11 protein-coding genes are annotated in these 13,560 nt (G+C 66.0%); 6 read left to right on the forward strand and 5 right to left on the reverse strand.

The annotated features are described in order from the left end of the window. Window positions 1-27: 27 nt before the first annotated feature. From ACI3K3_RS03165 to ACI3K3_RS03180, 4 genes are all read right to left on the reverse strand, one after another. Window positions 28-660 carry an RBBP9/YdeN family alpha/beta hydrolase gene (locus ACI3K3_RS03165; protein WP_404911999.1) on the reverse strand — a complete coding sequence of 211 codons (633 nt, stop codon included), beginning with the start codon at window positions 658-660 and terminating at the stop codon, window positions 28-30. Between the two features lie 168 nt (window positions 661-828). Further along, on the reverse strand, window positions 829-1,278 hold the full coding sequence (locus ACI3K3_RS03170) for a cytidine deaminase (protein ID WP_404912000.1): 450 nt from the start codon (window positions 1,276-1,278) through the stop codon (window positions 829-831). Beyond that, window positions 1,275-1,994, reverse strand: a complete 720-nt coding sequence (locus tag ACI3K3_RS03175) for a glycoside hydrolase family 25 protein (protein ID WP_404912002.1) — start codon at window positions 1,992-1,994, stop codon at window positions 1,275-1,277. Before ACI3K3_RS03175 ends, ACI3K3_RS03170 begins: the two co-directional genes overlap by 4 nt. 13 nt (window positions 1,995-2,007) lie before the next feature. Beyond that, a complete protein-coding gene (locus ACI3K3_RS03180; RefSeq protein WP_313441528.1) occupies window positions 2,008-2,490 on the reverse strand; it encodes a UPF0262 family protein in 483 nt (160 codons plus the stop codon). Between the two features lie 146 nt (window positions 2,491-2,636). Between ACI3K3_RS03180 and ACI3K3_RS03185 the strand changes: the two genes are divergently transcribed. Together ACI3K3_RS03185 and ACI3K3_RS03190 are read left to right on the forward strand one after the other, a co-directional pair. Continuing rightward, the gene (locus ACI3K3_RS03185; RefSeq protein WP_313441525.1) at window positions 2,637-4,148 is read left to right on the forward strand and encodes a replicative DNA helicase; all 1,512 of its coding nucleotides are present in this window, start codon (window positions 2,637-2,639) and stop codon (window positions 4,146-4,148) included. 30 nt (window positions 4,149-4,178) lie between these two features. Beyond that, window positions 4,179-4,919, forward strand: a complete 741-nt coding sequence (locus ACI3K3_RS03190) for an SDR family NAD(P)-dependent oxidoreductase (protein ID WP_404912005.1) — start codon at window positions 4,179-4,181, stop codon at window positions 4,917-4,919. 9 nt (window positions 4,920-4,928) lie between these two features. On the opposite strand, the gene ACI3K3_RS03195 is transcribed toward ACI3K3_RS03190, so the two are convergent. Further along, window positions 4,929-6,107, reverse strand: a complete 1,179-nt coding sequence (locus ACI3K3_RS03195) for an aminotransferase (RefSeq protein WP_404912007.1) — start codon at window positions 6,105-6,107, stop codon at window positions 4,929-4,931. A 137-nt stretch (window positions 6,108-6,244) separates the two neighbouring features. On the opposite strand from ACI3K3_RS03195, the gene ACI3K3_RS03200 reads away from it, so the two are divergent. The 4 genes from ACI3K3_RS03200 to ftsH all read left to right on the forward strand — a co-directional run bounded on the left by ACI3K3_RS03200 (window position 6,245) and on the right by ftsH (window position 13,486). Then, the gene (locus ACI3K3_RS03200) at window positions 6,245-8,065 is read left to right on the forward strand and encodes a hydantoinase B/oxoprolinase family protein (protein WP_404912009.1); all 1,821 of its coding nucleotides are present in this window, start codon (window positions 6,245-6,247) and stop codon (window positions 8,063-8,065) included. Window positions 8,066-8,120: 55 nt separating this feature from the next. Further along, window positions 8,121-10,211: a hydantoinase/oxoprolinase family protein gene (locus ACI3K3_RS03205; protein WP_404912010.1), complete on the forward strand. Its 2,091-nt coding sequence runs from the start codon at window positions 8,121-8,123 to the stop codon at window positions 10,209-10,211. Between the two features lie 159 nt (window positions 10,212-10,370). After that, window positions 10,371-11,444, forward strand: coding sequence for a sensor histidine kinase (locus tag ACI3K3_RS03210; RefSeq protein ID WP_404912011.1), 1,074 nt, complete (start codon window positions 10,371-10,373; stop codon window positions 11,442-11,444). A 110-nt stretch (window positions 11,445-11,554) separates the two neighbouring features. Beyond that, window positions 11,555-13,486 (forward strand): ATP-dependent zinc metalloprotease FtsH, encoded by a 1,932-nt coding sequence (gene ftsH / locus ACI3K3_RS03215; protein WP_404912012.1) that lies wholly within the window; start codon window positions 11,555-11,557, stop codon window positions 13,484-13,486. Window positions 13,487-13,560: the final 74 nt, after the last annotated feature.

Genomic DNA, 13,560 nt, shown 5'->3' on the forward strand with positions numbered 1-13,560 from the left:
CGATGAGGGGGCGATACAGCGGCAGGATCAGATTCCCGCCCACTGGCGCAGGGCCTGCTTGACGGCGAGGTTCTCGTCATAGCTCCATGTGGGCGCAACTGCGGCTGCGGGCACTTCGCCCAGCAGATCCTGAAGCATCATCCAGCCGGAGGCCCAGTCTCCGCGCGTCTGATCGCAGACCGGCGACGCGCCCCAATCCTTGGCAAGCCGGATCATCGAGCGTTGCTGCGCGGCCGGCGCATCGAGGCTTCCCACCATGAACGCGGTGAACGGCAGGGGCTGGCGGGGACAGGCCCCGAAGCGCGCCAGGCGACGGTCGGCTCCCGGCAGGTCCATGTTCGGCGGATTGACCACGATCGCGCCCAGCACAGGGTTTTCCCGGCCCACCGCTTCGAATTCCACCCACCAGGCCAGGGCCAGCGCCGCGATATCGTCGGTGACGATCACCACGGGCCGGTCCGCCCGACGGATCGCCAGGTTCAGCTTGTTGACCCAGGTATTGCGATGCGGCTCGTCCCACAGGCCGAGTTCCAGCACGCGGCAATGCTCGCTCCAGCCGGCCCATCGCTTCATCCAGTGGCCTTCGGTCAAAGGCGCGCCGGGTACCAGGAGGATCAGCGGGACATGGTCCTGTGCACGGGGATAACGGTAGTGTGTCATGGGGTGCTCCAACCTTGTTGGGGAAACCGCCGGTCGACTCTGTCTACGTCCCGACTATGCGTACCATAACTCAACTGATCCGGTTGACAATACAATTCCGACGAAACGAACGCCAGCCGCGTCGCCCCGAAATGGAGGCGCGCGGCCCGCGTCGCGACTATCGAGGGATCAGAGGAGGTTGGCAGGTCCGAAAGCGTGAGGCAGCAGGTCCGACAGGCGCGTCTCCAGCACGCCCTCGGCGCCATCGCACCAGACGAGTGGATCGGTACCGCCGATCTGCGCGATCTCGTTGAGGATCTGGCGGCATCGGCCGCACGGCGTCACCGTATCGCCCTGCCCCGCCGCGCCCGGCGCACCGCCGGTTACGGCCACGGCTTCCAGCTTGCCGCCGTTTTCCCGGAACGTGCCCGAGGACAGGATGCCGGAAACCGCCACCGTCTCGGCGCAGAGCGAAAGACCGTAGCTGGCGTTCTCGACATTGGCGCCGGTGACCACCGAGCCGTCCGCCAGCAGCAGCGCGGCGCCGACATGGAACTGCGAATAGGGCGCGTAGGCGCGGGTGGCGGCATCGCGCGCGGCGGCGATCAGCGCATCGCGCTGTTGGGTGCTGAAGGTCATGGCTGCACCACTACCCAGCGCAGCCCCCCTTGCGCAATCTCGTTGGCGAGCGAGCCGTTGGCCGTCCACAACGACCACGGACGGCCGCCATAGTCGGGCAGCAGGCGATCGCGCACCAGCCAGAGATTGCGATCGAGCTTGGCGGCGATGCGATAGCGGCTTTCGAAAGCCCTGCTGACCTTGAGGATCACCGGCTTGCCCGCGTGAGTCTCGATCTGGTTGATGAAGGTCATCAGTTCGCTTTCCACCTTGGCATCGGATACCGGGGTGGAACAATGGTCGGCCAGAATGTCGAGATCGATGGCCGGGGGCAGCAGCGCCGCATCGCGCGGCACCGTGGTGACGAAATTGGCCGACTGCATTTCCGCCGGTTGGCAGGGATCGTAGCGATGGACCGCGCCCACCTGCATGCGGGCTGCCTTGGCCGCCTCGAAATTTGCCACGAAGCGCGGATCGCGGGCGAAGGCACTGACGCTTGCGCTGGCGTCGATATAGGCGAAGTCCACGCCCACGGCCTTGAGCGATTTCCAGTTCACCTCGCCGTCCGCCGCGCCCACTTCCACGCCCTGCACGGGATAAATCGCACGCTCGGGCATCCAGTGCCGCAGATGCCACCAGCCCCATGCCCCGGCGATCAGCGCCGCCAGCAGCAAGGCAGCGGCGATCCGCCACAGAATGCGCGCGCGGGCCCTGGCGGCCGAGCCCTTCCTCGTCATCGTGAAGCCCCCTTCAGCCGCGAATATGCAGGACGCAGATCAGCGTGAAAAGCCTGCGTGCGGTGGGGTGGTCGGTCTCGATCTTGCCGTCGAGCCTTTCGAGCAGCAGTTCGGCCGCCGAATTGTGGATTCCGCGCCGCGCCATGTCGATCGTCTCGATCTCCTGGGCGGAAGCCTTGCGAATCGCCTGGTAATAGCTTTCGCACACGGCGAAGTATTCGCGCACTGGGCGCCGGAACCGGGCAAGGCCCAGCACCATCGTCTCCAGCGGGTTGCCCGCTTCGTCAGCCAACTCAAGCGAAAGGCGGCCATCCCGCACGGAAAGGCGCAGGCGATAAGGCCCCTCGTGCCCCGCCTCGAAGGCGCGGACCGGCTTGAAGACGTTGTCCTCGATAAGGTCGAAGATGGCGATGCGCCGTTCCTGCTCGATATCGGCGTTGCGCCACAGGATGGTCGCGTCGTCCAGCTCGATATGGGAGATGCGCGGATCGGACATGTTCTCTCGCCCTTTACCCGCTCGCGTCCCCGGCTCGCAAGCCCCACGCATGCCGATGACATCCCGTCATTAACAGCCTGTGGATTAATATCGCCCTCCTGCTCGCTTGATGGCAGGGGCAGAGATGGGGCATGTTATGTCCCCTCATGTCACAACAAGCCGCCATTGCCCTCGCACCCGAGGCCGAAGCCCGCAGTCTGCCCGCCAACGTCGAGGCAGAAGCCGCATTCCTGGGCGCCGTCCTGATCGACAACCGGGTGATCGAGGAACTGCAAACGCAGCTTACGCCCACGCATTTCTACGAGCCGGTCCACGCCCGCATCTACGAGCGCATCCTCCAGCTGCTCGATCGCAAGGCCGTGGTCACCCCGGTCACCCTGCGACCCTATTTCGAATCGGACGAGGCGCTGAAGGCGCTGGGCGGCGTGTCCTACCTCGCCCGCCTTACCGCAGACGGCCAGGGCCTGCTCGCCCCGCGCGAACTGGCAGACCAGATCTACGACCTCGCCCTGCTGCGCGAACTGATATCGGTGGGGCGCAATCTGGTGTCCGAGGCCATGGACACTTCCGAATCGGTCGAACCGATGGAGCAGGTGGAACGCGCCGAGGCCGCGCTCTACAAAGTGGCCGAAGGCGCCTCCAGCGCGAACGAGGCCAAGAGCTTCGCCAGCGCAACCCGCACCGCCATCAGCGCCATCGAGAAGGCGTTCAATTCGGGCGGCCACATCTCCGGCAAGACCACCGGCCTGAACTCGGTGAACGGCAAGATCGGCGGCTTGCACGATTCCGACCTCATCATCCTGGCGGGCCGCCCCGGCATGGGCAAGACCTCGCTCGTCACCAACATCGCCTTCAACGCCGCCGACCGGCTCCAGCGCGATCTGGCGGACGGGATTCCGGTGGAGAAATCGGTCGGCGCGGCCACGGCCTTCTTCAGCCTCGAAATGAGCGCCGACCAGCTGGCCACGCGTATCCTGGCCGAACAGTCCGGCATCAGTTCCGAAGCCTTGCGCATGGGCAAGATCAGCCGCGAGGATTTCCAGCAGCTTTCCTTCGCCAGCCAGCGCCTGGCCGAACTGCCGCTCTTCATCGACGACACCCCCGGCCTCACCATCGCCGGCCTGCGCACCCGCGCCCGTCGCCTCAAGCGCCGCCACAACATCGGCCTCGTCATCATCGACTACCTGCAGCTTCTGCAAGGCTCGGGCCGCGCCAACGACAACCGCGTGAACGAAATCTCGGAGATTTCGCGCGGATTGAAGACCCTCGCCAAGGAACTGCACGTTCCGGTGATCGCGCTTTCCCAGCTTTCGCGTGCGGTGGAATCGCGCGAGGACAAGCGGCCGATGCTGTCCGACCTTCGCGAATCGGGCTCGATCGAGCAGGACGCGGACATGGTCTGGTTCGTGTTCCGCGAAGACTATTACGCCAAAGGCGCCGAACCGCGCGAACCGGGCGACAACGATCCGCCAGACGTCCACGCCAAGTGGAACGAGTGGCGCGAGCACATGGAGCGCGTCACCGGCCTGTCCGAACTGATCATCGCCAAGCAGCGCCACGGCGCCACCGGCAAAGTGCGCCTGCGCTTCGAGGCGCGGATCACCAAGTTCTCCGACCTTGCCGACGACGACATGCGCGCGGCCTTCGAAAGCGACTGATCTTCCACGAAAAGAGCAAAAAGGACGGGGATGAGCGACCAGAAAGTGCTGCTTCTCGCCGGTGGCAGCGGCTCGATCGGCAGCGCGGTCGCCCGGCAGGCCCTGGCCCACGGCTGGAAGGTCGCTCTTCATGGCAGGACGCCGGACAAGGTCGCCAGCCTGGTAACCGGGCTTTCCTACCTCGGCACGGTGGACGGGTTCATCGCCGATATCTGGGAAGAAGATGCGGCCGAGACCCTGATCGCCGAAGTGGGCGAGCAATATGGGCGGATCGACGCGGTGATCGACTGCGTGTCCACCGGGCCGCTGGGCATAACCGGCCTGCTTCCGGAAACGGCGCCCGAGACCTTCGGGGATTTCCTCAATGTCTCGGTGGGCTGGGTCGAGCGGCTGGCGCTGGCGAGCTATGGGTTCCTCGGCATGCAGGGCGGCACTTTCATCGCCCTCGTCTCCGATGCCGGGATCTACGCCGCCCCGCGCCAGAGCCTGATCGGCGCGGCGCGCGCGGGAACCATCGGCTTCATCCGCAACTTCGCCCTCGAAGCCGCCCGTGACGGTATCCGCGCCCATGCCCTGTCCACCAGCTTCGTCGAAGGCAGCGAGAGCGCCATCCGCATGGGTTCCGAACGCATGGCCCGCGCCGCGCGCAAGGCCGGGCTTGGGCTGCCGACCGCCGATGATATCGCCCCGCTGGCTCTGTTCCTGTGCTCGGACGGGGCCGCGAAGATCACCGGGCAGGTGATCAGCGTGAACGGCGGCCTGAACGCCTGAAAGCCCTTCTCAGCCCGTCAACTCCTGCCTGAACCGCGCCAGTCGCTCGACCGCCTCGTCCAGTACCACCTCGGGCTTGGTGAAACAGAAACGCACGAGATGCTCGGGCACGTCCTCGCCCTCGTAGAGCGCGGAAACCGGCACGCTCGCCACCCCCGCTTCGACGACGGCGCGCTCGCTGAACGCGCGGTCCTTCAGCGCAATCCCCGAAGCGGCAAGATCGACCGTCAGGAACCATGTCGCCGCGTTCGGCAGAACCTCGTAGCCTGCCCGGGCCAGCCCCGCCTTCAGCCTTTCGCGCGCCGCCGCCCATTCCGCCCGCTGGCCGGCCAGCACGGCGTCAGGCAGCACAAGCCCCTCGGCGACGGCCCATTGCAGCGGAACCGCGCTCGCGAACGTCAGGAACTGGTGCGCGCGGGACAGCGCGGTCGCCAGGTGGCCGTCGGCTATCATCCAGCCGATCTTCCAGCCGGTAAGCCCGAATATCTTGCCTGCCGAACCAATCTTCACCGTCCGTTCGGCCATGCCGGGGAAGTCCATCAACGAGCGGTGCGGCATCCCGTCGAAGCGCACATCCTCCCAGACTTCATCGCAGATCGCGATCAGATCGTGCTCCACGCAGGCCCGCCCTATCAAGGCAAGTTCCTCGTGACTGGCGACCGTTCCAGCAGGATTGAGCGGATCGTTGAGCATCAGCGCGCGCGTTCGCGGGGTGATGGCACCCGCCAGTGCCTCGGCCCGATAGCGGAAATGCGGCGGGACAAGCGGCATCGAGACGGGAATGCCGCCCGCCCGGCGCACCAGCGGCGCGTAGGCATCGTAGGCAGGCTGGAACAGGATGACCTCATCCCCCGGCTTCACGAAGGCGAAGACGGCGGCGGCCAGCGCTTCCGTGGCGCCGGACGTCACCGTCACCTGTTCCGGCACAAGCGTCAGTCCCTGTCTCCGGGCGTAGTAGCCGCAGATCGCTTCGCGCAGTTCCATCAGGCCCGGCCCAGGCGGATACTGGTTCGATTTCTCGCCCAGCGCCCGGCCTGCCGCCTCGATCAGGGCCGGCGGGGGTGGCCCGTCCGGAAAGCCCTGCCCCAGGTTGATGGCGCCGTGCTCGCGCGCAAGGGCCGACACGCGGTCGAACACCGTGCGCTCCATTTCGGCATAGACCGGGTGGATGCGGCCTGCTGTCTTCATCCCGAATGCTGCTCCCTGGGCGCCTGCGAAAGAGGCATGGCGCGGTGTTTCGTGATCTGCATGGGCCGATGCGCTCGCTGTCGAGAAGCCGGCCGCCCCGCCTCCTAACTCGGACAAACCACGAGGGAGAGCAAGACGTGTCCTACGAGCTGAACCGCAGGCTCGCCGCGCGGCGGGATCCGTTGCCCACCACGACGCGGATCGATGCCGTTACCGCCGACATCATTCGCGGCGCCTTCGAGACGGTCTGCTTCGAGGCCGCCACTTACCTCGGCCGCGCCGCCTCCAGCCCGATCATCAACCAGTCGAACGAGCGGAACGCCGCCATCGTCGATGCCCACGGCCGCCTTGCGATGGGCGCGGTGGGCACGCCGCACCTCACTTTCGTCAACCAGATGGAGACGCGCTGGGGCCTGATGAACCAGGACCGTTACGACTGGGGGCCCGGCGATGTCTTCCTGGGCAACGATCCCGATCACGGCGGCGGTCACCTGCCCGACTACTGCATCTACGGTCCGGTCTACGCGCCGGGCGGCGAACTGGTCTGCATCCAGACCCTCCAGGCGCACCAGGGCGATACCGGCGGCAAGGATCCCGGCGGCTTCTCGCTGGACGCCACCGACATCTTCACCGAAGGCGTCATCTATCCCTGCCTGAAGCTGGTTCACCGGGGCGAACTGCGCCGCGACGTTTTCGACATGGTGGCCCGCAACAACCGTTTCCCGAGCTTCGCGGGAGATATCGCCGCAATGATCGGCGGCGTTCGGCACGCCGTGGGAATGCTGGACGCCCTGCTGGCGAAATGGGGCGGCGAAACCATCAAGGCGGCGATCAACCACTCCATCGCACACACCGAGCGCCGTGTGCGGGAGGAAGTGTCGAAATGGCCGGACGGACGGCACGAGGCCACCGTCTGGATCGACCACGACACCGCCGGAACCCGGGATATCAAGGTGCAGGTCGCCTGCACCATCGCCGGTGACCAGCTCACCGTCGATCTGGAGGGCACCGACGATCGGCAGGATCTTGTCGGCGTGTGGAACACCTTCGCCAATTCGCGCAGCTACGTCATGTGCCAGGTGGTGGCGGCGATGGACCCGACGATCGTGAAGAACGAAGGCTTCTTCGATGCGGTCGAGATCCGGATTCCCGAAGGCTGCATCGCCCAACCGCCGCCGAACCGGCCTGCCGCGCTCGGCTCGTTCCATCCGGCTTGCGAGATCACCGAGGCGGTCTGCATCGCCCTCTCGAATGTCGCGCCCGAAAGGTCGCAACCGCAGCTCTACAAGATCGGCATGCCCAACATGGTCGTCGGCTTCGACGAGGACGGCGTGATGTGGATGGATCAGGGCGTGGACTGCCGCTCGATGGACGTTTCGGCCATCGAGGGTCTGGACGGATGGGGATCGTGCCCGTCCGCACTCGGCAGCCTGATCCTGTCCGAAGCGGAGGACGCGGAAAGCCGCTTCCCGATCCTCAACATCAGCCGCGAGATGTCCACCGACGGCGGCGGTGCCGGCCAGTGGCGCGGCTGTCCCGGCTCGCTCAACGTCAAGCAGGTACTGCGGCCCACTTCGGCAACCGCCTGGATGGTTTCCGCCGAACACCCCTTGCGCGGCCTTCGCGGCGGCGACGATGCGATCGCCTATACCAACCGCTTCGAAGTGGGCTCTCCCAACGAGCGGGCCATTCTCCACACCGCGCAAGACCTGCTGCCGCGAGGCGCGGTGATCGCCTACCAGCACGGCGGCGGCGCCGGTTTCGGTCCGGCCCTGAAGCGCGACCCGGAGGCGGTGCGGAAGGACGTGCTGGACGAGTACGTCAGCCCGCAAGCCGCCCGCGCCAAGTACGGCGTGGTGCTGACCGGCAGCCTCGACGACTACTCGCTGGCGGTGGATCACATCGCGACCAAGGCGCTCAGGGCCGAAATGGCGCGCATGGCCGAGGCAGCGGAATAGCGAAACTACGGGACTTCCTCCCCCCGTCAGGGGAGAGAGTCGGGGGAGACGTTTCATGAACTACCGGGTCGGCATCGACATCGGCGGCACTTTCACCGACTTCGCGCTTCTGAAAGGCGGCGAAGTGGTGCTCCACAAGAACCTCTCCACGCCGGAGGATCGCTCGCTGGGGGTGATGGCGGGCCTCGGCGCGCTGGCCGGGAAGGAGGGATTGTCGCTCGCCGCGTTTCTGGCCCGCTGCGAGGCGATCGTCCATGGCACCACCGTCGCGGACAACACCCTGATCGAGATGAACGGGGCGCTTACCGGCCTCATCACAACGGAAGGCTTTCGCGACGAGATCGAATATCGTCGCGGCTACAAGGAGGATATCTGGGACGTCCGCCTGGAAGCCCCCCCGCAGATAACCCCGCGCCGCCGCCGCCTGACCGTGCCCGAGCGCGTGCTGCATGACGGCTCCGTCCACAAGCCCCTCGACGAGGACGCCCTGCGCGAGGCTTGCCGCAGGCTCCGCCTTCAGAACGTGGAGGCCGTGGCGATCTCGTTCCTGTTCTCCTTCGTCAATCCCGCGCATGAGCGCCGCGCCGGGGAGATCGTGCGGCAGGAAATCCCGGATGCCTACGTCTCCGCCAGCCACGAGGTGCTGCCCCGCGCGCCGGAGTACGACCGCACTTCGACCACCGTGGTCAACGCCTATGTCGGCCCGCGCGTGACCGGCTATCTCGAACGCCTGGTGCAGCGGCTGGAGGAAGGCGGATACCGGAACCAGCTGATGGTCATGCAGGCTTCGGGCGGCGTGATGACCAAGGACTATATCGAAGGCGCCCCGATCCGCGTGCTGGCATCCGGTCCGGCGGGCGGCGTGGTCGGGTCGGCTCACGCGGGCCGTGCCAAGGGCTGCCCGGACCTGCTCTGCGTCGACATGGGCGGCACCAGCTACGACATGGCGCTGGTGCTGGACGGAGAGGCTCCCGCCGAGGCGGGCTGGAACATGCACCACCGCTACCTCGTCGGCGTGCCGATGGTGAAAGTGGAGACGCTGGGCGCCGGAGGAGGATCGATCTGCCAGGTCAACAAGGGCGTGCTGGAAGTCGGCCCCCGCTCCGCAGGGTCGGAACCGGGACCGATCTGCTATGGACGCGGCGGGGCCGAGCCGACCGTCACCGATGCGCTGGTCATGCTGGGCATTCTCTCCACCGAGGAAGGCTTCGCCGGCGGCAGCTTCCGCCTGACCCGCGAAGGCGTGGCGGAAGCGTTCCGCAGGATCGCCGACGAACTCGGCCACGAAGCCGGCGACTCCGGAGCGGAACGCGCCGCTTTCGACTGCTGGCGCGTGATCAATGCCCACATGAGCCAGGGCGTGCGCCGCACCACCGCGGGCAAGGGCGTGGATCCGAAAGACCTCGTCATGCTGGCCTACGGCGGCAACGGCCCTGCCTTCGCGGCGATACAGGCCGAAGACCTGGGCATAACGCGCGTGCTGGTCCCCAAGGCCTCGCCGACGTTCTCGGCACTGGGAACGCTGGTGGCGGACCCGACCATCGACGAGGAGCGGTCCTGCCTCTCGCCCGCCTCGGCCCCCGACCTCGACCGCATCCGCCGCCTATGGACCGATCTGTCCGGGCGGGCCGCACGCTTCTTCGCCGGAGCACGGCTTGAAAAGGAGGATATCCGGGCCGACTACCGCTTGAACATGCGCTATCCGGGCCAGAACTTCTCGCTGTCGTTCGATTTCGCGGCCGATGTCCCGCTGGCCCAGCTGGACTTCATCGATGACGGTTTCGCGGCACGCGCGATCGACTTGTTCAACGCCGGCCACATGAGCGAATACGGCCATATCCGCGAGCATGAAGTGCCCGAGATTACCGGCGTCCGCCTCGTCGCGCGGGTTCGAACGCCCTCGCCCCCGGCGGGCGGCAGCTTCCGGCCCAGCGGGCTCGTAGCTCGGCCCCATCGCCATCGGCGCGCGAACCTGGGGCAAGGTTTCGCCTCCGTGCCGATATATCGCGAAACCGACCTCGCCCCCGGAATGGAAATCCCCGCGCCCGCCATCATCGAGGAGACCTTCACCACGATCGTCGTCTATCCCGGCTGGGTCGCGCAAATCGACAGCGTGGGAGACTATCAGCTCGTGAAGCGCGACTGACAGGGAACCTGCGCGGGTCATCGCGCGTCTCTTGCAGGATGGTCCAGCTTTCGCTTGCGCGGGGCAGACCCAGCAGCCAGACATGGGGCCCGCACAATCTGGACGGCAATGGCCGGACGGACAATGGCCGCTCGTTGCGAAGCGAGAGAATTGCCCGACGTGAATCGATCCCTGTCCTTGCCCCATGCCTTCATCGAACGGCTGCCGCTGATCCCGGAGCGCCCGCTTGCACGATACGGCATCACCGTCGTCCTGTGCGTGGTGGCCGCCTGGATTCGCTGGGAACTGGATGCCGCCTTCCCGCCCGGCTATCCCTACCTGACCTTCTTCCCGGCGGTGATCCTCTCGTCGTTCCTGTTCGGACCGCGCCCCGGCATCGTCGCAGCACTGATCTGCGGCCTTTTCGCCTGGTACCTGTTCATCCCCCCGCGCTATGGTTTGGCATTCGACTACAGGACATTGGTTTCCCTGGGATTTTACGCGGGTGTGGTGGTGGTGGACATCGCCCTCGTACACCTTATGCAAAGGGCGAATTCCCGGCTCCACCTCGCTCGCGAGGAAGTTCGCGAACTGGCGGAAGAGCGCGGCGTCCTGGCGGAACGTACCCAATTGCTGTTTCAGGAGCTTCAGCACCGGGTCGGAAACAACCTCCAGATGATCGGCGCCGTGCTCTCGCTGCAAATGCGCGGGCTGGAGGAACCGATCGCGCGCCGCGCCATCGCGAATGCCGCGAGCCGTCTTCAGGTGATCGGCCGCATCCAGCGCCAGCTCTATCTTGCCGACGGCGAACTCGTCCCGCTGGACCGCTTCGTTCACGAGCTATCGGGCCAGGTCATGGAATCGAGCGGGAGGGACGGCATCGCCTGTCTGGTCGCCGTCCAGCCCGGCATCGTCCTTCGACCCGACGCGGCCGTGCCGGTGGCGCTGATCCTGTCCGAAGCGATCGCCAATGCACTGGAACACGGATTGGCGACGCGGGACAGCGGCACGATCCGCGTGGAGGTGCGCCGCGAGGCGGAAGGCGTAACGCTCGGGGTGGAAGACGATGGCATCGGCCTCCCTCCCGATTTCGAGCCCGAACAAGCCGAATCGATCGGGCTGCGCATCTCGCGGGTCCTGAGTCGGCAGCTCGAAGCCGATCTTTCGCTGAAGAATCTGGCGCCCGACTCGGGATCACGCGGTGCCATAATGACGCTGCGCCTGCCGCCGAACCGTGCGATCCCACAGGAATGACAGGCAAACTGGCGTCCGGCTGTCGAAACGGTTGACCGGAGTGGCTTTGCCAGCTTGCGATTCAGCCACCCGCCCCTACATTGACGGTCGAAAGGACGGTTTCTCCCAAGATGAACGACGATCAGCCTAGCGGCAATCCCTGGGTCAAGAGCCTGCTGGTGTGGGGCGGTATTTTTCTCGCGCTCCTCATGGTGGTATCCATGTTCAACACCCGCAGCGAAAGCGGGCCGATGATCGCCTATTCCGATTTCCGCGCGAAAGTTGCCGAAGGCAGCGTGCAGAGCGTGGAAGTGGGAGAGGACAGCATCGACGGCAAGATGAAGAACGGCGATTCGTTCCGCACCGTCCCCGTCCCCAACGACGCCACACTTACCCCTCTGCTCCAGCAGAGCGGCGTGCAATATGCCGGCAAGACGCCTGAGGAAGGCAGTCTGCTGGTCTACATCCTCGCCCAGACCCTGCCTTTCCTGCTGATCGTCGGCATCGCCTTCTTCGCGCTGCGCCAGGTCCAGAAGGGCGGCGGCTCGGGTGCGATGGGCTTCGGCAAGTCCAAGGCCAAGATGCTGACCGAGCGTTCGGGCCGCGTCACCTTCGACGACGTTGCCGGCATCGACGAAGCGCGCGAGGAGCTGGAGGAAATCGTCGAATTCCTCCGCGATCCCACCCGCTTCTCCAAGCTGGGCGGCCAGATCCCCAAGGGCGCTCTGCTGGTCGGCTCGCCCGGCACCGGCAAGACCCTGCTCGCCCGCGCCATCGCGGGTGAAGCAGGCGTGCCGTTCTTCACCATTTCCGGCTCGGACTTCGTCGAGATGTTCGTGGGCGTCGGCGCCAGCCGCGTGCGCGACATGTTCGAACAGGCCAAGAAGAACGCCCCCTGCATCGTCTTCATCGACGAAATCGACGCGGTCGGTCGCCATCGCGGCCACGGCCTCGGCAATTCGAACGACGAGCGCGAGCAGACGCTGAACCAGCTGCTGGTCGAGATGGACGGCTTCGAGGCCAACGAAGGCATCATCATCATCGCGGCGACCAACCGCCCAGATGTGCTCGACCCCGCGCTTCTGCGTCCGGGCCGCTTCGACCGTCAGGTCGTGGTGCCGGTGCCCGATATCGAGGGTCGCGAAAAGATCCTCGCCGTGCACATGAAGAAGGTGCCGCTGGCGCCTGACGTCAATGCCCGTGTGATCGCGCGCGGCACCCCCGGTTTCTCCGGCGCGGATCTCGCCAATCTCGTGAACGAGGCAGCCCTGCTCGCCGCGCGCCGCAACAAGCGTCTCGTCGCCATGCAGGAATTCGAGGACGCCAAGGACAAGGTGATGATGGGCGCGGAACGCCGCTCCATGGTCATGACCGACGACGAGAAGAAGATGACCGCCTATCACGAGGCCGGCCATGCCATCGTCTCGCTGCACGAGTCGGCTTCGGACCCGATCCACAAGGCCACGATCATCCCGCGCGGCCGCGCGCTGGGCATGGTCATGCGCCTGCCGGAGCGTGACAGCTACTCGTACCACCGCGACAAGATGCTGGCGAACCTCTCGGTCGCCATGGGCGGGCGCGTGGCGGAGGAGATCATCTTCGGCTACGACAAGGTTTCCTCGGGTGCTTCGTCGGACATCCAGTACGCCACCAGCCTGGCCCGCAACATGGTCACCAAGTGGGGCATGTCGGATAAGCTCGGCCCGCTCCAGTACGAGGAAAGCCAGGAAGGCTACCTCGGCATGGGTGGCACGCATCGCACGATGGCCTCTGACGAGACCAACAAGGTGATCGACAGCGAAATCCGCCTGCTGGTGGACACCGCGCACAGCCGCGCAACGCAGTTGCTCAACGAGTACAGCGGGCAGTTGGAAGCGCTGGCGCAGGCCCTGCTGGAATACGAGACGCTTTCGGGCGATGAGATCAACCAGCTTCTTGAAAGCGGGAAGATCGATCGTACCAGCGAACCGCGCGGCCCCGGCGCCCCGCGTCCGCTGACCGGATCTTCGATCCCCAAGGCCGGTCGCCGCCTTCCCGGTAGCGCCACGCCGCAGGGTGCCTAAGGCATTTTGAAAGAATAGCGTGCCTTTGCTCAATGCGAAGGCAGCTCATTCGATGACGAGTTCTCCTCAAGGAG

Source organism: Novosphingobium sp. ZW T3_23, assembly GCF_044987305.1.
Classification (GTDB): domain Bacteria; phylum Pseudomonadota; class Alphaproteobacteria; order Sphingomonadales; family Sphingomonadaceae; genus Novosphingobium.

Coding starts and splice junctions, on each gene's coding strand:
- ACI3K3_RS03165 (WP_404911999.1), bottom strand. CDS start 660: ATGACACACTACCGTTATCCCCGTGCACAGGACCATGTCCCGCTGATC.
- ACI3K3_RS03170 (WP_404912000.1), bottom strand. CDS start 1,278: ATGACCTTCAGCACCCAACAGCGCGATGCGCTGATCGCCGCCGCGCGC.
- ACI3K3_RS03175 (WP_404912002.1), bottom strand. CDS start 1,994: ATGACGAGGAAGGGCTCGGCCGCCAGGGCCCGCGCGCGCATTCTGTGG.
- ACI3K3_RS03180 (WP_313441528.1), bottom strand. CDS start 2,490: ATGTCCGATCCGCGCATCTCCCATATCGAGCTGGACGACGCGACCATC.
- ACI3K3_RS03185 (WP_313441525.1), top strand. CDS start 2,637: ATGTCACAACAAGCCGCCATTGCCCTCGCACCCGAGGCCGAAGCCCGC.
- ACI3K3_RS03190 (WP_404912005.1), top strand. CDS start 4,179: ATGAGCGACCAGAAAGTGCTGCTTCTCGCCGGTGGCAGCGGCTCGATC.
- ACI3K3_RS03195 (WP_404912007.1), bottom strand. CDS start 6,107: ATGAAGACAGCAGGCCGCATCCACCCGGTCTATGCCGAAATGGAGCGC.
- ACI3K3_RS03205 (WP_404912010.1), top strand. CDS start 8,121: ATGAACTACCGGGTCGGCATCGACATCGGCGGCACTTTCACCGACTTC.
- ftsH (WP_404912012.1), top strand. CDS start 11,555: ATGAACGACGATCAGCCTAGCGGCAATCCCTGGGTCAAGAGCCTGCTG.